The 21909-nt window shown below is 35.0% G+C and carries 15 protein-coding genes; 12 read left to right on the top strand and 3 right to left on the bottom strand.

Annotation, left to right across the window (positions count from 1 at the left end; genetic code table 11):
* Positions 1-5: 5 nt before the first annotated feature.
* The 3 genes from IP023_RS03655 to IP023_RS03645 all read left to right on the top strand — a co-directional run bounded on the left by IP023_RS03655 (position 6) and on the right by IP023_RS03645 (position 6922).
* A complete protein-coding gene (locus IP023_RS03655) occupies positions 6-1610 on the top strand; it encodes a RagB/SusD family nutrient uptake outer membrane protein (protein ID WP_241788898.1) in 1605 nt (534 codons plus the stop codon).
* Between the two features lie 622 nt (positions 1611-2232).
* Positions 2233-5457, top strand: a complete 3225-nt coding sequence (locus IP023_RS03650; RefSeq protein ID WP_241788897.1) for a SusC/RagA family TonB-linked outer membrane protein — start codon at positions 2233-2235, stop codon at positions 5455-5457.
* Positions 5458-5479: 22 nt separating this feature from the next.
* Entirely contained in the window at positions 5480-6922 is a 1443-nt protein-coding gene (locus IP023_RS03645; RefSeq protein WP_241788896.1) for a RagB/SusD family nutrient uptake outer membrane protein, read from the top strand.
* Positions 6923-7012: 90 nt separating this feature from the next.
* Here IP023_RS03645 and IP023_RS03640 read toward each other — a convergent pair whose 3' ends face one another.
* Entirely contained in the window at positions 7013-8071 is a 1059-nt protein-coding gene (locus tag IP023_RS03640) for an Mrp/NBP35 family ATP-binding protein (RefSeq protein WP_241788895.1), read from the bottom strand.
* Positions 8072-8194: 123 nt separating this feature from the next.
* Between IP023_RS03640 and IP023_RS03635 the strand changes: the two genes are divergently transcribed.
* Positions 8195-10231: a transglycosylase domain-containing protein gene (locus IP023_RS03635; RefSeq protein ID WP_241788894.1), complete on the top strand. Its 2037-nt coding sequence runs from the start codon at positions 8195-8197 to the stop codon at positions 10229-10231.
* A gap of 7 nt (positions 10232-10238) precedes the next feature.
* Entirely contained in the window at positions 10239-10775 is a 537-nt protein-coding gene (gene hpt / locus IP023_RS03630; RefSeq protein ID WP_241788893.1) for a hypoxanthine phosphoribosyltransferase, read from the top strand.
* Between the two features lie 7 nt (positions 10776-10782).
* On the opposite strand, the gene IP023_RS03625 is transcribed toward hpt, so the two are convergent.
* On the bottom strand, positions 10783-11346 hold the full coding sequence (locus IP023_RS03625; RefSeq protein ID WP_241788892.1) for a DNA-3-methyladenine glycosylase I: 564 nt from the start codon (positions 11344-11346) through the stop codon (positions 10783-10785).
* A gap of 172 nt (positions 11347-11518) precedes the next feature.
* Here IP023_RS03625 and IP023_RS03620 point away from each other — a divergent pair, with 172 nt between their 5' ends.
* The 7 genes from IP023_RS03620 to IP023_RS03590 all read left to right on the top strand — a co-directional run bounded on the left by IP023_RS03620 (position 11519) and on the right by IP023_RS03590 (position 18959).
* Positions 11519-12373, top strand: a complete 855-nt coding sequence (locus IP023_RS03620; RefSeq protein WP_241788891.1) for a DUF4271 domain-containing protein — start codon at positions 11519-11521, stop codon at positions 12371-12373.
* Positions 12373-13152, top strand: a complete 780-nt coding sequence (locus IP023_RS03615) for a uroporphyrinogen-III synthase (protein WP_241788890.1) — start codon at positions 12373-12375, stop codon at positions 13150-13152. Before IP023_RS03620 ends, IP023_RS03615 begins: the two co-directional genes overlap by 1 nt.
* Before the next feature lie 218 nt (positions 13153-13370).
* Positions 13371-14672 carry a T9SS ring complex lipoprotein PorK/GldK gene (gene porK, locus IP023_RS03610; RefSeq protein WP_241788889.1) on the top strand — a complete coding sequence of 434 codons (1302 nt, stop codon included), beginning with the start codon at positions 13371-13373 and terminating at the stop codon, positions 14670-14672.
* Between the two features lie 21 nt (positions 14673-14693).
* Positions 14694-15335 carry a type IX secretion system motor protein PorL/GldL gene (gene porL / locus IP023_RS03605; protein ID WP_241788888.1) on the top strand — a complete coding sequence of 214 codons (642 nt, stop codon included), beginning with the start codon at positions 14694-14696 and terminating at the stop codon, positions 15333-15335.
* 37 nt (positions 15336-15372) lie between these two features.
* A complete protein-coding gene (porM, locus tag IP023_RS03600; protein ID WP_241788887.1) occupies positions 15373-16896 on the top strand; it encodes a type IX secretion system motor protein PorM/GldM in 1524 nt (507 codons plus the stop codon).
* 11 nt (positions 16897-16907) lie between these two features.
* Entirely contained in the window at positions 16908-17936 is a 1029-nt protein-coding gene (gene porN / locus IP023_RS03595) for a type IX secretion system ring subunit PorN/GldN (RefSeq protein ID WP_241788886.1), read from the top strand.
* A gap of 153 nt (positions 17937-18089) precedes the next feature.
* On the top strand, positions 18090-18959 hold the full coding sequence (locus IP023_RS03590) for a cupin-like domain-containing protein (RefSeq protein ID WP_241788885.1): 870 nt from the start codon (positions 18090-18092) through the stop codon (positions 18957-18959).
* A gap of 31 nt (positions 18960-18990) precedes the next feature.
* Here the strand turns inward: IP023_RS03590 and IP023_RS03585 are convergent, their stop codons facing one another.
* Entirely contained in the window at positions 18991-21885 is a 2895-nt protein-coding gene (locus IP023_RS03585) for a PD-(D/E)XK nuclease family protein (protein ID WP_241788884.1), read from the bottom strand.
* Positions 21886-21909: the final 24 nt, after the last annotated feature.

Here is a 21909-nt window from a genome sequence, read left to right as displayed (position 1 = left end):
ATAATATGAAAATTTTGAATAGACAAAAAACATTTGCAGGGAGTATTGTCGCTTTAGCATTAATGTTTACTACTTATAGCTGTAAGGATTTTACGGAGTTGAACCCGTTATCATCGCTTTCAGAGACAACAGCATTTACTTCTCCACAAAACATTGAACTTGCAGTTTCTGGAATGTACTGGCAAGCGGCTGTGGGATCATATGATCCTTTAAATGGAACGGCTTTAGGACAAAGAGGGTATCCTTTTGGTGGCGCATCTATAGAGCAGGGTGATATGCGGGGTGAAGATTTAGTCAATTTACAAGCCTTTTTTCAGGTGACTTATCAAAATACGTATACCCCAAATACTCCTAATAATGTCAATATTTGGGAGCAATTGTATGCACTTATTAATCAATGTAATGTTATTATTGAAGGGGTAGATAATGCAATTGCGAGTGGAGTATTAGAGGCTAGTGTTGGAAATCCTTATAAAGGAGAAGCATTGTTTTTAAGAGCATTGGCGCACCATGAGTTATTGTTGAATTTTAGTAAACCATATTCTGATAATCCTACTACTAGTTTGGGTGTTCCTTATAGGGTTAAAGCTATTACAGGGGCTGAGTCTGCTGCCGAGCAAAATAATCTTACACGTGGTTCAGTAGCCAGTACATATGCTTTATTGCTGGCTGATTTGGATTTAGCTGAATCTATATTGCCGACGGTACGTGCAAATAAGGCAGCATCTATTTCTAGAGCAACTAAAGGTGCTGCTATTGCTTTGAAAACACGTGTCAAATTGCATATGAATGATATGGATGGTGTAATTGCTGAAGGTGCGAAATTAGGAACTTCAGCCACTACAGGTGCTTTTAATTCTACAATAGGTGGTTATGCGCTAGAGAATAGCCCCGAGACACCATTTATCAATTACTCAAATAATAGTGAGTCTATTTTTTCTGTTGCACAGAGTGTCGCTTCTAATGGAACTGTCAATGGTGCTGTAACTAGTATGTTTAGTCCTTCTGAGTTGAATGGTAGAGATTTAATTGGAGTTAGTCCTAATTTATATAATGCTAGCTTTTGGTTGGCTACTGACTTACGAAAAACTGAATTAACCTTTAAGCAGACGGTAGGGGATAGGCCATACGTATATGTTTATAAATATAGAAGTATTGGTGACAATTCTGATTGGTGCCCTATGATCAGGTATTCAGAGGTATTATTGAATGTATCTGAGGCATATGCGTATAAAAATAATGAAGCACAAGCATTGAAATTATTGAATGCTGTTCGTGATAGGTCTGCTGGGGTTGCAAACTCCTACGGTAATACAGCACCTAGTGATTTGAAAAAAGCTATATATGATGAAAGAAGAATTGAATTTTTTGGTGAGGGCAAACGCTGGGGAGATTTACACCGTTTAGCACAAACAGCATATGGCGCAAATGGTATACCTGCGAAATTATTACCGACTCAATTAAGTGCAGCATTGTATGATGGTAGTACTATTACGGTACCTTCACAAGCAGCTGTAGCTTATACTAATAAGGAATTTTTGTGGCCAATACCTCAGAGAGAATTGGATTCAAATCCTACATTAAGAGCAGAACAAAATAATGGTTGGTAATCATTATTAAAGGTAAATTAATAACAAAGAAAAGGTCAGGGAGCTATAGCTCCTTGACCTTTTCTTTGTTATTCGTTATTATAAACTATTTAGTCAAACTATTTATTACTATTGTTTGATGTTAGGGTAGTTAATAACTAATAATTGCTTATAGTATAGGAAATCAATAGTATATGTTGGGATATTCAACACCTATCTTTTAGCGATGTTATTATGGTTTTAGTATTATTTAAAAGATATAGTCCTTGTAGGAAGCATATCAATTGCTGTTCAAGATTTCTATATTTTAGACTATTTTAAATGTTAATGATTTAGTATATATATAATTAGATGTTCACTTTACTTATTCAGAATATTACAATTGGAATATTTAACGGCTATAAAAAGGGAGTTTCTAAAATATTGATAACATCAATAGAAAGGTGTATTCTAATACGCACAGGCATGTTTTGTTTTCTAAAAACTAATTTTCTTCCCTCAGAAACAGTATTGTAATACTATTAAATGTAGTTCCCTGATTACATTTTGAGTTAATAATTTAAACTACACGATTTGTGTACATATCTTTAAAGTTAATAGCATATTTACTTTGAATTAAGATAATATTAAACCTTATTAATTTATGAAACACAAATTACTCACAGCAATGCTTGCTACGGCCTGTTTAGTAAGCACGGCGTTTGCTCAATCCCGTGAAGTAAGTGGTCAAGTTACTTCTGCAGATGGGAAGCCAATTAGTGGTGCTTCCATAGCTGTAGTCGGATCTTCTACTGCTACACAAACGGATGCTTCTGGAAATTTTAAAATATCAGCCTCGGCTGGAGCTACTCTCAATGTCTCTTCTGTAGGTTATACTTCGCAGCGTGTAGCTATAAGTGACGCTATGGTATTGACTATCGCATTGGTACATAGTGATAATGTATTGGATCAAGTGGTGGTGACAGCTTATGGTTCACAGACTAAAGAATCTATTACTGGTTCAATTTCTACTTTGCAGGCTAAAGATTTACAACAAGTACAATCTGCAAATGTTGTTCAGTCATTGGCAGGAAAGATTGGAGGTGTACAGATTAGGTCTATGTCAGGGCAACCTGGTGAGGCTGCTACAGTTAGATTTAGAGGATTGGGCGCTATATCATCATCCAATGATCCGCTATATGTTGTGGATGGTGTGCCTTTTAATGGGGATATATCATCTATCTCTTCGCATGATATTGAGCAAATATCTTTTTTAAAGGATGCTTCAGCTAATGCTTTATATGGATCTCGGGGTGCTAATGGAGTTATTATTATTACTACAAAGAGTGGTAAAAGTATGGACGCGATTGTTATTAATTTTGATGCCCGTGCGGGCTATAATTCAAGAGCAATCAAAGATTATAATTATATAAAGGATCCATCGGAGTATTATGAATTGAGGTGGCAAAGATTAAGGTTGGGTGGTTTGGTGAACGAAGAGTCAGATGTAGATGCACGTCTCAATGCTTCAAATAGCTTAGTTAATGATCTTGGCTATAATATTTTTAATGTGCCAAATGATCAGATTATTGACCCTTTGACGGGTAAAATAAATCCAGCTGCTCGTGTAAACTATTATGATGATTGGGATAATTACTTGTTTGGAAGTAATCTGCGTCAGGAATATGCTTTGAATTTGACATATGCTAATGATAAGGTTTCTACTTTTTTATCTGGTAGTTATCTAAATGATGAAGGATATGTAATTAACTCTGGATTTGATAGAATTGGGGGCAGGGCTAATGTAGAGTTTCGGCCGTACAGCTTTGCAAAGTTAGGTGCAAATATAAATTTTGCCGCAACAAAAGCAAAAGATCCTCAGTTAGGTAAGTCTTCGGGTACATTTTCCAATTTATTTTCTTGGTCACGTAATATGGCTCCTATTTATCCAGTTTTTGCTCGAGATGCTAGTGGTAGTATTATTAAAAATGCCGATGGTAGTTCAAAATATGATTGGGGTAGAGGGGAGACGATTAATCCTGATGGTTCATCTTCATCAAGGATATATATCACTAATATGAATCCATATGCTAGCACTCTATTAGATGTGCAGTCTAATGAAAATAAAAATGTAAGTATTCGTACTTATGCTGCTTTTGATTTTTTAGACGGTTTTAATTTTACCTATAATTTGGGGTATGATTATCAATCTGGAAATCGATTTAGATATGGTAATAATTTAGGCGGAGACGCTTTTAGTTATGGAGGCTCAGTAACAAATGCGTTGACGAATAGTCAAACGGTGACAAATCAACAATTATTAAGCTATAACAAAATAATAGGATTACATACCATATCTTTAATGGTGGGACACGAAACAGCCAATTATTCAAATAAAATGATTGCTGGATCAAAAACTAATCTTGTGATTCCAGATAATAACTTTCTATCCAATGGTAGCAAATTCAGTTCCTTGAATGGTTATGAAGATTTGTATAAAATAGAAGGCTATTTATCTAAAGTGAATTATAATTATGCCAATAAATATTATTTTAATGGCTCTTTTAGGAGGGATGGTTCATCAGTATTTCATCCTGATTATCGCTGGGGTAATTTTTATGGTTTCGGTGCTGCATGGATAGCATCAAATGAAGAATTTTTGAAAGATGTAGAAATTATTTCCAATTTAAAAATAAAAGCTAGTTATGGGGAACAAGGTAATGATAATCTATTTTATCCTGGATATGTAACAATGGAGCATCGTTCTCATTTTGGCTTTAATCGTAATTATTTCCCTTATATTGACCAATATGAAATTACGCCAGATTCAGAAGGTAATGCTACAATTAGGCAAGTATATACCGGGACTAAAGAATTGAAATGGGAAGTCTCAAGAAATTTTAATGCAGGTTTTGAAATTGCTTTTTTTGAAAATAGGTTAAATATTGATTTCGAGTTGTTTAATAGGAAAGTGTCTGATATGTTATTTAATTTCCCTCAGGCCCCATCATCAGGAATTCCGGCTATTTCACGTAATATTGGTGATATGAAGAATACTGGATTTGAAGTAGCAATTAATGGTGATATTATCAGATCAACAGATTGGAAAATAAATCTATGGGCTAACTTAACACATTATAAAAATAAAATAACACGATTACCACAACCATTTGTTACGGGTGGTATATTTCGTTTTGTAGAAGGACAGAGTGCTTACACTTATTATTTGAGAGAGTTTGCTTCTGTAGATCCAGCAACAGGGTTTGGTAGTTGGTATCAAGGTGATAAAGATCCAATAACAGGTCTATCTACAGGAGAAAAGACACCCGTTTCGACGTATACGAGTGGTACACAGTTCTTAAGTAATAAGACAGCGAATCCTGATGTATATGGTGGATTTGGTTTTGATCTTTCTTATAAGAGAATTACTTTAAATGCAGGATTTGCGTATCAATTAGGCGGATTTATATACGACAATGTCTATCAGGGTCTATTTCCAGAAGGAATAGGTATGGGTAGTAGTGGGGCAAATTTTCATAAAGATGTTTATAATACATGGACTCCAGAAAATACAAATGCTTCCATGCCTATACTATCTAGTGTCGCGAGCACCCAATATAATACCTCTGATATGTTTCTTATTTCTGCAAACTATCTCAGTATGGAAAATTTTGGGGTAGCATATGATTTTTCTTCGGACAAATTAAATAAAATTGGTGTTAAGAATGCTAAATTAAGTTTAATTGGAAATAATTTATTCATGCTTTCTAAGCGTCAAGGACTTGATCCTAGGATGTCACAGTTGGGGGGTAATTCAAATAATGGACTGTCTATAAATAGCTACTCTTTGTTAAGAAGTGTTTCTTTAGGTTTAACAGCTAGATTTTAATGTTATGAAAAATATAATAATAATGAGCTTTATAATAGGGCTTTTAACGACTTCATGTTCAAAAAATTATTTAAGTTTAGAACCTCAATCAACCTTAAATTCCGAACAATTAAGTAGATCTTCTACTGCGACATTAGGGATTTTAAAGGGTGTATATTCGAGTTTGCGATCATATCCTTTATCCGGTTACGCTGGACATGAAGATTTTGGGCATAAAGCTATTCTGTCTTTTATTGATCTAATGGGAAATGATGTCATAATGTATAGTCTCAATTGGGGAGGATTTAACTATAATTATACAGCTCGTATAATGACCAATTCTAGAACTCATATGCCTTGGCTCGCTTATTATACGCAAATAAAGAATGTTAATACAATAATTAGTACTATTTCTATAGATACTGATGATGCTGATTTAAAAGCAATATTAGGACAGGCATATGCATTGAGAGGTTATTTTCATTTTATGTTAGCCCGTATTTATGGACCAACTTATATAGGTAATGAGGATAGATTGTCTGTGCCGATAAATGCTGCTGAGCGTTCAACAAAGCGAAATACTACACAAGAAGTCTATACGCAGATAGTAAGTGATTTAAATGAATCTTTGCTATTATTGACGGGCTATTCAAGAGGAGCGAATAGAGAGCTCTTAGATATATCGGTGGCGGAGACATTTTTGGCTGATGTTTATCTAGAAATGGGTAAGTATAGCGAAGCCGCTACCTTAGCAAGAAGTGCACGTACTAGTTATTCTTTATTATCCGCTAATGATTGGAGAAATGGTTTTTTTGATATTAATCAAAATGAAACTATGTGGGGAGCAGACATAAATGCTGAATTAACAACTTTTGTGGCGAGTTTTTTTTCTCACTTTGATAATTCAAATGCTGATGGTTATTCTAGTGGCGGTAATATAAATATTGATAGGAGGCTTTATGAAGCCATGACTGATATTGATATTCGTAAGGAAATGTTTGCTGGAGCGGATTCAGTAGAATTTACTGCAGGTTCTAATAGATATAAATATCGACCTTATACAAGTTTTAAATTTAGAGATCTTACTTCTGATCGTACACAAGGTGATTATATATATTTGAGGTCCTCATTACTTTATTTTATTGAAGCCGAAGCATTGGCACGTATTAATAGAGAAAATGAAGCTAAAGATGTTTTATTTGAAATTACTAGAGCAAGAGACATTTCATATGTCAGATCAATAAATTCGGGAAGTGATTTAATTGATGAAATAATTCTTCAAAAAAGAATTGAGTTGTGGGGTGAAGGATTTGCTTGGTTTGATCTTAAGAGATTGAAGAAAGAGGTAGTCAGAGATTATGTAGGAACTAATCATCCAACATATGGTAGATTTAATATCCCTGCAGACGATAATAGATTTATATTTATGATCCCTCAGGCTGAGGTTGATGCAAATCCAGAAATATTGCCCAATAATCCACAGTAGTTAATGAATTGACTTTATTGTTATTGAGTAATAAAAAGGTCAAGGAATATTTTTGCCTTGACCTTTTTAGGGTGTTATATGTACAATTGATTACTTATTCGCGAGTATGCTAACTTCTTGTGCTACTCTTCCAGCAATAGTAGAGAATGATTGTCCTACGACATCATCGGCATCCAATATTACGGGGAAGCCATTGTCTCCGGCGTCAGCTACCGCTTTGACAAGAGGAATTTCTCCCAAGAAAGGGACATTATTTTCTTCGGCAAGGCGTTTACCGCCATCTTTTCCGAAGATATAATATTTGTTGTCAGGCAATTCTGCTGGCGTAAAGTAGGACATATTTTCTATGATACCTACGATAGGCACATTGATGCCTTCCATCTTATACATAGCAATCCCTTTGATCGCATCTGCGAGAGCTACATTCTGTGGTGTAGTGACGATCACGGCACCTGATATAGGGTATGTTTGCGATACGGTGATATGAATATCGCCAGTGCCTGGAGGCATGTCCACGATCAAGTAGTCAAGTTCACCCCAGTCGGCATCATTAAATAGTTGTTTGATGGCAGATGTAGCCATTGGCCCTCTCCATGGAATAGGTTGGTTAGGGTCTGTAAAGAAGCCTATAGATAATAATTTCAAACCGAATTTTTCTATAGGTTCAATTTTTGTTTTGCCATCAGGCATCTGTGAAGCCATAGGCTTAGCGCCTTCTAATCCAAACATAATAGGCAGTGATGGCCCATAAATGTCGGCATCCAATAGCCCTGTCTTTGCACCTTTTTGTACTAATGCTAGTGCTAAATTGGCTGCTACTGTAGATTTACCTACACCACCTTTGCCCGAAGAAACAAGGATTATATTTTTAATCCCTTTTAGTTGATTTGTATCTACGCTAGTCACTTTTGCGGTCATATTAATATCTACTTTAATATTCTTATCCACAAAAAGTTTAATAGCATTTCTACAAGCATGTTCTATATGATCTTTTAGGGGGCATGCTGGCGTAGTCAATACGACATCAAATTTTATAGCATTTGGTAATATTTCAATATTTTGAATCATATGCAAAGTCACCAAGTCTTTTTTAAGATCTGGTTCTTCGACGTGACTTAAAGCATGTAATACTTGTTCTTTTGTTATCATCAGTTGAGCTTCTTAATTGTTACAAAAATAAGGAAAGATGAAGATAATCATGTCATTTGGATGTTTTTAAAAATTTTGTCCTATTTTTATTTTTTTAATGCTAAAGACGATTAGAAGTAGTATATGAAAATTTCTTCCAAACAGAAAAAATGGATAATTATTGGGCTTAGTGCATTATTCGTTTTATTGGGTTCTGCTTTTGCGATAGTGATGTCCAAAAGAGATGCTTACCTCGATAAAGCCGTTGCTAAGGTGAAGAAAAAGCTCCATGATGAACATAATATAGATTTTCAGGTAGCACATTACAAGTTTGATGGTCTATCGACTGTGGTATTTGATTCTGTCTTAGTGATTCCAGAGAGTAGAGACACTTTAGTAGACATGGATCAGCTGGGGATTACCGTTCGTATATGGCCACTATTATTTGGCGACATAAAAATTGGTGATTTAAACCTTGACAATGGCAAGGTATCTTTTATTAAAAGAGATTCTATAAGCAATTATGACTTTTTATTTAAGAAAAGGAAGGATGCTGTATCGATAGAAGAACCTAAAGAGCGCAATTTTGCGCTTATGGTGGAGAATCTTTCCAAGCAAATATTTTCTAAGATTCCTTCCAATATGACGATGCACAATTTTGAGGTCTCTTACAAAGATAGCTTGATCCATCAGTCTATAAAAGTACCGGAGGCGATAATTGATGGTGGTAATTTTGAAACGAGTTTGTTTTTAAATAATGATCAAGCAGAGTGGATATTCAAAGGCAATGTAGATTCTGATGATCAAACATTATACCTAGAGGTGTCGTCAAAGCAAAAGGATACTGAGCTACCTTTTTTGAAAGGGAAATATGGCCTGTCAGTAAGCTTTGATAAGCTTATTTTTGACCTGTCAAGTGTCAAACGTGTCAAACACAGTTTATTACAGCTAAATGGTAGTTTTGAATACGAGAATCTAATAGTTAATCATCGACGCCTGTCAGATGAGTCTATTGTTCTGCCGCATGCTATAGCAGAGGGAGGGATAGAAATCGCTGAAGATTTTATTGCTTTGAAAGAAGGTTCTAAGCTAAAAGTTAAAGATTTTGAATTAGCACCTACAGCCAAATTAACCCTAAAGCCTGAAAAGAAAATAGAACTTGGGATACATACGGGCATCTTTCGGGCACAAGATTTCTTTGATGCTCTTCCGAAAGGATTGTTTGAAAGCCTTGATGGCATTGAAGTAGATGGTAATGTCTCATTTGATTTGGATTTTGCGGCCAACCTTGATAATCCGGACGAGATTGTTTTTAGATCTACAGTAGATGACGTTGACCTAAAGGTAGTAAAATGGGGTAACGCAGATATTAATGCACTGAACTATCCTTTTGTTTATGATGCTTATGCCGATTCAACGGTGATACGTCAGATACAGGTAGGTCCTGAAAACCCTAATTTTGTACCTCTGGCTAAGATTCCACAAGCGTTGAAAGTAACAGTTAGAAATACGGAGGATCCATTCTTCTACAAGCACAATGGATTTGAAGAAGAGGCTTTTAAATTGTCTATTGCTACAAATTTGAAAGAGAAAAAGTTTAAAAGAGGAGCGAGTACCATCTCTATGCAGTTGATAAAAAATGTCTTCTTGAATAGAAAGAAAACCATGGATAGGAAGTTTGAAGAGATCCTATTGGTATGGTTGATGGAAGCTTCAGGTAATATATCTAAAGATAGATTGTTTGAAATATATCTCAATGTAATTGAATGGGGCAAAAATGTGTACGGCATTGAAGAAGCGGCACAGTATTACTTTAATAAGAAAGCAACAGAATTAGGGCTGGGGGAGAGTTTGTTTTTATCAAGTATTATTCCTCGCCCTAAGACAGGATTATCTTCTTTTGATCACAATGGGCAATTGAAGCCCTGGGTTCAAAGGCATTTTAATACCTATGGTTCTATAATGAATAAAATGGGTGATTTGAAGGGGATTGCAGTACCTGCAAATTATGGCTTTTATGAGGTTTCATTAAAGTCTGTTTTACGCCCCAAAGCACCTTTGATCATAGATTCGATAGGTTACGATTCTTTAGGAGTTGATATTGATATTATGGAAGAAATAGAAGTCGAAGAAAAGACTAAGAGATCTATTCTGGATAAATTATTTGGTAAAGATAATTAAGATACAAATGAGCAATATTGTTATTGGTGATTTAGAATTTGAGCCTTTTATAACATTTGAAGAGATTCAAGAAAAAATACGTATTATCGGCAAAGAAATTAGTATTCGTTATGCCGATAATAACCCTGTGTTTATAGGGGTTTTAAATGGATGTTTCATGTTTATGTCTGATTTGATGAAGGAAATAGACATCAGCTGTGAGTTGTCTTTTGTCAAGTTGGCGTCTTATCATGGTACGGAACAAGGACAGATTAGCCAATTGTTAGGTGTAGGTATAGATCTTACGGATAGACATGTGGTGATCGTGGAAGATATCGTCGATACGGGCAATTCGTTGAAATACACTTTGCAAGCGTTAGAAAATATTAATACCGCGAGTATCGCAGTCGCTAGTCTGCTTATCAAACCTACTTGTTTGCAACATACATTTGACAATATTGATTATGTAGGTTTTGAAATAGCACATGAATTTGTTGTAGGCTATGGCTTAGATTATGGCGGTAAAGGACGTAATCTATGTCATATATACAAGGTTTGTTCTTAACAAAATCTTATTTATAATCGCAACTTGTTAGGTGATCGTTGACCATTCCTACAGCTTGCATATAGGCATAACAGATAGTAGAACCAAAGAATTTGACGCCTCTCTTTTTAAGGTCTTTAGCGATGCTGTCGGATTCTTTGCTTGTTGCTTGTCCATCAGATAGGTCTTTTAATGAATTATTTATCGACTGTCCGTCGGGCATGAAGCTATACAGGTAGTTGTAGAAAGAACCATATTCGGACTGTATCTGTTTAAATATTTGTGCATTAGTAACGGTAGAAGCTATTTTGCCGCGGTGGCGAATGATCGCAGGATCTTGTACGATCCTATCTATATCGTCTTGTGTAAAATTGGCTACTTTATCGACATCAAAGTTTGCAAAAAGTCTACGATAGCCTTCTCTACGCTTCAAAATTGTGATCCAACTCAATCCTGCCTGTGCTGATTCCAATACCAAGAACTCGAATAAAGTCTTATCATCACGGACTTTCTTACCCCATTCATCATCATGATATTTTACATATATATCATCATTTCCGCACCATGGACAGCGATTCGTACTTTTACTCATTTTAGTGGTATTAAATCGTAAACAAAATCATAACTTTGGATAATTTATGTTCAGAATGAAGCAAATAAATCCGATAATCAAATGTAAACAATATTTAGTCTTGTTTATTGTTATTCTCTCGTCGCTTCAATTTCTTTGTGCTCAATCCACTATAGCTGTTGATAGTATTACTGTGTCACAGCAAGATTCGTTACTCCGTGTACAGAGGCTACGTGATTCTCTTAATATCCAATCCATTTCTATTGCTACAAAACCGGGCTCATTTTATGTTGATAGCTTAAAGGCTATTGTAATCGTTGATGACAACAATTTTATTGGATGGATGGATAATATGAAACAAATAGCAGCAAAGGATAAAGACTTTGTGCTCATGCAGGCTATAGCGAAGGTAAATCGACCAGCATGGATATTGGTGACTATTCTAGTGCTTTTCATAGCTATAGGTCTTGTACGCCTTTTTTTCTATATCAATTTTCATAATATTATCTATGGTTTTTATAATGATAGAGTATTAGCGCAGATTAACAAGGAAGATAGTATTATTACTTCTTGGCCTTATATTTTTCTATATTCTATATTTACGTTGTCACTTGGACTCTTTATTACCCTGTATCAATCGTATGTTTTGCATCAAGGTAAGGTTGAATTTGTGAGTTTTTTGAAAATTTCCCTAGGAATAGCGCTACTTTTTTTGTTAAAAATAATATTTGTGCGAATTATAGGCGTTCTCTTTGAAATAGAAAAATTAGTTCGTGAGTATGTGGTGTTTTTATACTTGTTTTATTTCAATAGTGTCCTTATATTGATGCCACTGCTACTTTTGGTCACTTTTATACCTTCGATATATTTTAATTTTGTGTTAATATTATTCGTTGTAATTACGGTTATTTTGTTTTTGTATAGGTTTTTAAAGACTATGATATCATTAATTGGAAGTTTTAGGTTTTCAATCTTTTATTTTATTCTTTATCTTTGCACATTGGAAATTGCACCGATTTTAATATTAGTGAAATCACTAAACAATTAATGAGAAATAATATGCAGATTGATGTTGTAAGGGCGAAAAAAGTAAAAAGCATATTGGTTACTTTGCCTAGACCAGAAAATGATAAATCACCTTATTTTGCATTAGCAGAAAAGTATAATTTGAAATTGGATTTTAGAGGGTTCATTCATGTTGAGGGTGTACCAGCAAAAGAAATTCGTAAAGAAAGAGTAAATTTTTCAGATTATTCTGCTGTGATTTTTACCAGTAAGAATGCTGTAGATCATTTTTTTAGGGTATGTGAGGAAATGCGCTTTGAAGTTTCTGCAGAGTTGAAATACTTTTGTATATCCGAAGCGATTGCTTTATACCTTCAGAAGTATATCCAATATAGAAAACGTAAGATTTTCTTTGGTAAGCAAACAGCAAAAGATTTAGAGGAAGTATTGAAGAAACATACTAAAGAGAAATTCCTCTTCCCGTGTTCTGATGTAACAAATGAAGAAACACAAAAGTGGCTTCAAGATAATGGTTACGATTTTACACCTGCTGTTCTTTTCCGAACCGTGATTAGTGATTTATCTGATTTAAAAGACGTTTTTTATGATATAATTGTATTCTTTAGCCCTTCTAGTGTAAATTCTTTATTTGAAAATTTCCCAGATTTCATCCAGAACAATACACGAATAGCTGCTTTTGGTACTAGTACACAACAAGCATTAACAGATAAAGGGTTAATTTTGGATATTCCAGCACCTACACCAGCGGCTCCTAGTATGACTATGGCGGTTGAGCAGTATATAAAATTAGCGAATAAATAAACCTTAATTTTATTCGTAAAATAAAAAAAGGAGAGCAATTATGCTCTCCTTTTTTTTGTTTTATTAGGAAATAATAAAAAATTATTATTCTGTAAATGATAAATTTTTTTGTTTTTGTTTAAAAAAGTGTTTTATTTGATAATAATATCTATTACTTTTACATAATCCTTAATGTATTTTACAAAAAGGTAGCTACTAACATTGCTCAATTGAAACTTATGAAGCTCTATATTAATAAGAGTGTTTGTGCTTTTTTATTAACATCTATTGTCATTTTGTTTTTGGGTTGTAAAGGCTCTAAGAACTCTAGAGGTGAATTAGTAGGTGTATATCTAGACAAACTTAGAGAAAATAAAACACCGTACGGAATGGTACTTATACCTGGAGGTACGTTTATTATGGGACAGTCAGATGAAGATATTACATTTTCGCAGACAGCGCAAAATAGGCAAGTAACAATTGCTCCTTTCTATATGGATGACACTGAAATATCTAATAGCGAATATCGTCAATTTGTATATTGGGTGCGAGATTCAATTCTAATCACTGATTATCTTGGCGATGATACCTATTTTTTACCCTCAGATAATTCTTCACAAAAATTTATTGATTGGTCCAAAGTGTATAAAAGATCCCCATGGAGGTCTTCCGATCAAGCTGCACAAGAAAAAATTTCTAACATGTATTATCAAGGAGAAGATCGCATCTTTGGACGAAATGAACTCAATGTCAGCCTGATGAAATACCAATACGAATGGTTTGACTTACAAGCAGCAGTGAAGGGCAGAAATGATGCTTCCAAAAAAAGAGCAGATTTTATTATGCGTGATACCATGTTGATTTACCCGGATACAACAGTTTGGTTAGCTGATTTTAGTTATGCTGCAAACGAACCTTTGGTAATAGGTTATTTTTCGCATCCTTCCTATGAGGAGTATCCTGTCGTAGGTGTTACCTGGAAGCAGGCGCAGGCATTTAATTCTTGGCGAACGCAGTTATTTAATAACAACGCCATAAAAGATAATAGACCGTCTAGATTGAACTACGAATTACCTACTGAAGCAGAGTGGGAATATGCAGCAAGAGGGGGTAGAATAGGAACTCAATTTCCTTGGGGTGGACCTACTGCGCGAAATGCCAGGGGCTGTCTAATGGCAAATTTTAAGCCTGGTAGAGGAAATTATACCGATGATGGCGGTGCATATACACTACCTGTATATTCATTTATACCGAATGACTATGGATTATATAATATGGCAGGAAATGTCGCCGAATGGACTAAATCTGCTTATAACGAATCCGCTTATTCTTTTGTGCACGATATGAATCCCACTTATACCTATAATGCTAAAGATTCGGATCATGAATCTATGAAACGCAAGGTTATTCGTGGAGGATCATGGAAGGATATAGGTTTTTTCTTGCAAAATGGAACACGACAATATGAATATCAAGATACTGCAAAATCTTATATAGGGTTTAGGTCCGTAACGCGATACTTGGGTGTTGAAAACAGATAAATGTTAATTATAACTAAGATTATGGCTAGAAATAGAAAAATTAGTTTCGGAATTAATACATTTATTAACTGGGGGGCTTCCGTAGTGATAATTGGATTAATGTTTAAAATTCTTCATTTTAAATATGGAGAATGGCTTATTGGTATAGGGCTAGCTGTAGAAGCTATCTTATTTTTTATCTTGGGATTTATATCTTCAGAAAAAGAGGTAGATTGGACGCGTGTCTATCCTGAATTAAACGATGACTTTAATGGTGAATTGAGTAATAGAGCAGTTCCCAATCCTGTTACTCAACCTGTTGCAATGGGAAATACTGCAGCATTAGATAAGCTATTACAAGATGCAAAAATTGATGAAAATCTAATTGGCAATTTGGGGGATGGATTACGCTCTTTCGGGGATAAGGTTGCCGGTATTGCTAAGGTAGCAGATACCGCAACAGCTACAAATCATTTTGCAGACAAATTAAATGCCGCATCTACAGGCGCATCCCAATTAAGTCATGCTTTTGAACGAGCAGCAGCAGATTTGCAGACCTTCAATGAGGCTTCAGTAGATATGCAACAATTTAAGGAGCAGGTAAATACTTTTAATAAAAATCTATCTTCATTGAATGCTATTTATGGGAATATGTTGTCTGCGATGGGATCTAATCGGTCATAATTTATGTTTATTATAAATCTATAAAAGCTATTAGGTTATGGCAGGAGGTAAAGAAACCCCAAGGCAGCGTATGATTGGTATTTTATATTTGGTACTACTGGGATTAGTAGCGCTAAATGTAAGTGATTCAATTTTAGATGCTTTTAAAAATTTAGGAAATAGCCTAAATACTTCTACACAGAATACACAGACAGGTATAGATAATATGTTTCTGTCTTTTCGAGAAACCAAAATGAAGGAAAGCCCTGAAAGGGCACAGCCTTTATTGACGAAAGCAGAACAAGCACAAGCACACATAAACAAACTAACATCTAAATTGGATGAATATAATAAACTATTGACGGCTGAAGGTGGTGGTATGAATGAAGAAACGGGAGATGTAACGTTTAGAAGTAGTACAGATATTGCTGCTCGAATGATGGTAAATGAAGGGCGAGCAAAAGAACTCCGTGAATTGATTAATAACACGTCTAATGAATTGAAAAATCTTACCAATAATGAAGTTAGCTTTTCCCTGGCTGCTGAAGATCCTGCCCCTCGTGCAGGTATAAAAAGAACTTGGGAAGAGGTGAATTTTGGTGATGGTATTCCGCTAACAGCAGCTATTACAGCATTAGAAAAAATTAATGCTGACGCTAAAAATACAGAGTCTGTTGTTATTAAGCATATTTTCGGCAAGATGGATATGGCCGTTGTCAATCTAGATAAATTTGCTGCCGTAGCGGTGGCACCTAGCTCTTATTTAATCGCAGGCCAACCTTATACCGCTAAAGTATTCCTGACAGCTTATGATTCCAAATCAAATCCTAAAATTACGGTAAATGGATCCTCTCTGCCTGTGGTCGATGGTCAAGGGATATATAATGTTAATCCTGGAGTCGGTACATATACATGGAAAGGTACTATTAGTGTACAACAAACTGATGGAACTATGAAGGTCTATGAAACAGAACCGATGACTTATCAAGTAGCCAAACCTTCTGCCGTAGTATCTCCGGACGCCATGAATGTTTTGTATATCGGCGTAGAAAATCCAGTATCAATATCTGCACCTGGTGTACCTACAGAAAGTTTAAAGCTTTCCGGATCTGCTGTGACATTGACTGAAAAAGGAGCTGGTAAGTATATGGCACGAGTTACTAATCCTGGGGAAGTATCCCTTCATGTGAATGCAACAATTGATGGTAAGTCTCAAAATTTGGGAACCACCAAATTTAGAGTAAAGAGAATACCAAAACCTACAGCACGTGTAGGTGGTAGGACCGGAGGACGTATTTCGGCCGCACAATTAAGAGGGCAGTCTGTGGTATCTGCAGCTTTAGATAATTTTGACTTTGATGCTAAATTTAATGTCACCAAATTCAATATGTATATCGCTAAGCCTCGAGTGGATCCTATAGGTCCATATACTGCTTCAGGCAATAGTTTTTCGCCGCAAATGAAGTCTGCATTAAGTGGATTAACAAGTGGTTCTATGGTTATGATATATGATATTGTTGGGGTCGGTCCAGACGGTATTGCACAAAATTTAGAACCGATTACTTTTCAAGTAACGAATTAATAGGGGTAACTATGAAAAAATTATTTTTAGCCATATTCGCGGTAGGATTGTCTTATACGTTATGGGCACAAGATATTAATCTTAATAATACGACTAAGCCTGTGCGGCGCGATTCTTCACAAAAACCAATGGATGGTTATTATAGAAATTCCGATATTGAAAATCGTAAAGTTATTGAATATGCTCCTTTGAGACAAGCTGACGTCGCTTACCGAAAACGTATTTGGCGTGAGATTGATCTCAGAGAAAAAATGAACCTGGTATTTACCTCTCCCAATGCTCGATTGATGGATATTATCGTGAATGCGATTCAAGATGGTTCATTAACGGCATACGATCCTACGCCTACAAAGGATAATCCCACAGGAGATAATTTTGAGTATATGGCAGAGCTACCTGTTGATCAGGTGATGGCACGATTGGGGGGGGATAGCGTATTAGTAGAAGAATTTAATGAAAATAATGAAGTCATTAGTTCTCGCTATGAAAATAGAGCATTTAGCGGTGAGAATGTGTTAAAATTTAGAATTAAAGAAGACTGGATTTTTGATAAACAACGTTCAATATTTGAACCTCGGATAATTGGAATTGCCCCTTTAATCACACCAAGTATTCCTGGGATGGAGCAAGTTAATAACGATGGAATAACTAATCAAGTGGCAGGAGGAGATCCATTTGATCCATTTTCCCCTCAAGAGAATAATTTGACGGATGAAAATATTATTAATGATATAGCACTAAACCAAGGTTTATCTATAAATACTTCAGTAGATGCGACACCTGCATTTTGGATTTACTTTCCTGAAGCAAGGCATGTGTTTGTTAATAAGGAAGTTAAGAATAGAAAAAATATAGCGACAGGATTAAGTTATGATGATGTTTTCATAAAGCGTATATTTACTAGCTATATTGTCAAACAAGATAATCCCGAAGATTTACGTATAAAGGATTATATTCGTGACGATATCAACAGATTGTACGAATCTGATCGAATTAAAAAGGTTATGATGGATTGGGAACAAGATTTATGGTCTTATTAACTTATCAGTGATGTACAACATTAGTATTTCTATAGTATGATTTTATTTAAAATTTAGAATTATTCTAAATAATTATGTAAATTACTATACTACTTGCAAATTGTAGAGGTATTTTTTTTATGTTTGTATATAAAGGATAAATTAAAAACGCTTGTGAAATTACAACCAGTTGATCGTATATCGGGAATTGCTCCAAAAGATTTTATTAAGGACTACCTTAATAAAAGTCAACCTGTTATTATAAAGGATTTTATAAGTAAAGATAGTACTTGTTGGTCCAAGTGGAGTTATGACTATTTCAAGCAAATTGCTGGAGATGAACAAATTAATGTTTATGGAAAGGAAGAGAATAGTCAGAATTATGCCGCTAGTCCTCCTGTCGGTAAGATGAGCTTTGGCCAATATCTAGATACCATAAGCAGTGGGCCCACGGAATTGCGTTTATTTTTATTCAACTTATTAAAAATTCGTCCTGAATTAAAAAAGGATTTGACTTTTAATGATGTTACGGGGGGTAAAGTAATCCAAAACCTACCATTTATGTTCTTTGGTGGTGAAGGGTCGGCGACGCGTAATCATTTCGATATTGATATGTCGCACGTTTTCATTTCTCAATTTCAAGGGTACAAGCGTATATGGTTGTTTCCTAATGATCAATCTGATTTGATGTATAAACTGCCATATAATTTTCATAGCATAGCCAATTTAAAAACGAGTAGTGAGGAAGAGTTTCCGGGATTAAAATTACTCCATGGTTATGAAGCATTGATTGGTCCTGGCGAAACGTGTTACATGCCTGCCGGATGGTGGCACTATATTCAATATGAAACGGAAGGATATTCGATCTCGGTTCGTGCATTATCAAATTCATTTAGTGAAAAAATAAAAGGGGCACGCAATCTCTTTATTACACGATTCTTTGATGATACCATGCGTAAGATTTTTAAAAATAAATGGTTAGATTATAAAATTAATACCGCTATAAAGAGGGCTAATAAGGCGATTAATCGTCTTGAAAAATAATAAAAGGGGATGTTTAACATCCCCTTTTTAGTTATTCAGCGTCATTACTATCACGCTCTTCTTTTATAGCATTTTTATAAAATAATAAATAAGGATCCGAAGGATAGGGTTTTGAATCTGGATTATGGCGGAAAGGAATTTCAGCATTAAAAATGTCCTCTAAAGTCTCTTTTAGGAAAGCAACAAAATTTTCTTTCTGCTCTGCTAGGAACTCTCCCTCCATCAGCGCACCATAACTACCCTTGAATAATGTACCTTCTTCGCGCATTTGGCGCGCTACATACAGATGTGGCTCTAAAAATTTGATACCTGTTACTTGTTCAAAAATATATGTATAGAAAAGTGTTTGTACTAATGCTTTATTGTCGGTATTGGTGCTAAATACTTTTTCAATAGTCGAGAATTTAACGACATCTCCTCCAGTTTTGTAATCTACGATCCTAGTTTTTACCTCTCCTAAATCAGTAATCACCTCATCTACACGATCTATTATCCCATAAAGGTTTATAAATTCTTCTTGCCCATTAATTTCAATTGGGAATTTGATTTTGTAATCGTTATCATTCTCTAATTCAATGATTCTAAAAGATTGATAATTGTCTATGTCATACTGCAGATACATTTTTACATATTCACTAGCTATCTTGTGCATGATACGCTGCAAGCTATTTAAATCATTAATCGATGTAAGATCAATTTTAAATTCATTTGCTATTTGCCTCGTCACATGGTCATCCACCGTGCTTAATAGATCGGCTAAAACTTTTGTTGATGTAAATTCTTTTTTGCCCTTAAATGGTTTCAACATAATTTCCATCACATCGTGAATAACTGTACCTAGTTTATTCATCTCAAATTCTTGTGTGATCGAAGGAGGTTCTTTTATTTCGGCTACATGTTTGAAGAAAAATTGTAATGGCGATTGCAGATAAGTAGTTAATGCTGTAGCAGAGATTTTTTTACCATCACGTATAAATGTATTATATAGTTTATTCCATATTTCTCCTGTTTTAGGGATAATTAATTCCTCACTCTTAGGCGGGAATTGAATGGATTGCTGCTGCTGTTGTTTGTGGAATTGGAACTTAGATTCAAAAGCGAGTTGACGAATGAATCTGCTTTCTTCACCCGTACTATTTTCATCTACTATGCCATTATAAAATAAATGTAAGCCTTCACTATATTGAAAGTGACGATAGAAGAGGTAGGCAGATAGTGCATCTTGATTTTCTAAGATCGGTAACCCGTACGCTCTACGTAGATTATTTGGTATAAAGGTATTGCCACTTGATGTTTTTGGTAGGATCCCTTCATTAGCACCTAATATATAGACGTTGTCAAAATTAAGACAACGGCTTTCTAATAGTCCCATTATTTGCAAACCGTCCAATGGATCTCCTTCTATTGCGGAGTTGATCGGTGTGATGGCTTTGCGTATTAGGCCTATTTGAAAAAGAATACTTAGTTGCGGTATTTTTGAGAAACCAAGGTGTAGTTGGTTTAAGACTTTTTTGGTTTCTATTAGGAGATTCGCATCTATTTGTTTTATCTGTGTATCCTTTCCCAAAGAAGTTAATAAATCGTCAAGAATTTCTATTAGTGTAGGTATTACATCTTTAGAGTTTGATAATGGGATAAAGAATTTTGGTATTACCGATGATTGGATATGGATATCTGCTAAGGAGATTTCAAATAATTGCTTTTCGGTAATAAATGTCTGGTTCTGTTTTTTCTCGTCGATACTTACGCGCGTAAGAGAGTTGTTCAAAAAAGTCTCTACGAATTGGTAAGAAATCTTTTTCTTGTTGTGATGAGAAATTTCCTGATGCAAGTTCATCCATAAATCTAAAATTCCAAATATGGGCGATTGTGTCAATGGGAATCCTGTCGTAATATTTACCTTTATATCCGGTAAACTTTGTAATAAGGGTACCAAGAGGGATTCATCAGCTAATAATATAGCGGAGGTTTTGTTGGGTTTTTCATTATCCGTCAGGATTTTATTTAACAATTTTGCCTGACTGACTTTTCCTGTGGAAGAATAAAGATGGATAATGTCTGTCCTTGAGCTAATGATATCACGGTTTTCGCCTAGCGCATTCAGTAATCCTGTTTGATAAATGTTGCGTCGCACAAATAAACCGGCCTCTTGTTGCGTATCATCTAAATAGTAGTTGTCTACGTCGAAATAAAAAATTGCTTTATCTTCTTCTTGCCATTTTTTGAATAACGTTGCCTCTACATTGTTTAAGGCGTTGAATCCTACAAAGGCTATTTTTTTGAATGGAGAGGTGAAATTGGGATTGTCAATCGTACCTTCCGCTAGATTGCGGTATATCGTAGGGTGATTACTTTGCTTATGCTCCGCTAATTTATTTTTAAACTTTTTGTACAGAATAGGAAGACGTTTCCATAATTTTAAAAAACGTTCTTGTATGCCTGTATGTCCCGATATACTGAATGATTGCCAAAATTGACGGATAAATTCTTGCTGTTCTTTAGTTAAATGTTGAAATTCGATGTCTATTAAACTCGTATCAAAGAGTTCCATAAAAATATCTTCTATATTCACCAAGTCATAGTCCAGTTGACTGAAGTCACTCAGGATGATTTCTGCAATTGGATAAAACTCCTCCAATGTTTCGGGAGCTGCTCCTTCCTGAATTAATAACTCATTGTGCAACTCGAATAGATAAAAGAATTGTGTTAGCTGACTTATCTGCTCCGTATTCGAGGACATTGCAAAAAAATCTTGTATTGTATAAAACTGTGGAGACCAAATAGCTTTACCATAGGTATCTGCCAAATGTTTCTTGAGGTACGTGATAGGGCGTTTATTGTTGAAAACAATAGCTAAGTCTGACAGATCATCACCAAAACGGTCTTGGATGTCTTCTGCTACTAATTTTAAAAATGGCTTATACATATTTATATCTTGTAATATTCAAAA

The organism is Sphingobacterium rhinopitheci (assembly GCF_022627575.1).
GTDB lineage: Bacteria > Bacteroidota > Bacteroidia > Sphingobacteriales > Sphingobacteriaceae > Sphingobacterium > Sphingobacterium rhinopitheci.
Note: the sequence above shows the minus strand (reverse complement) of the source record. Positions and strands in the feature narration are given on the sequence as shown.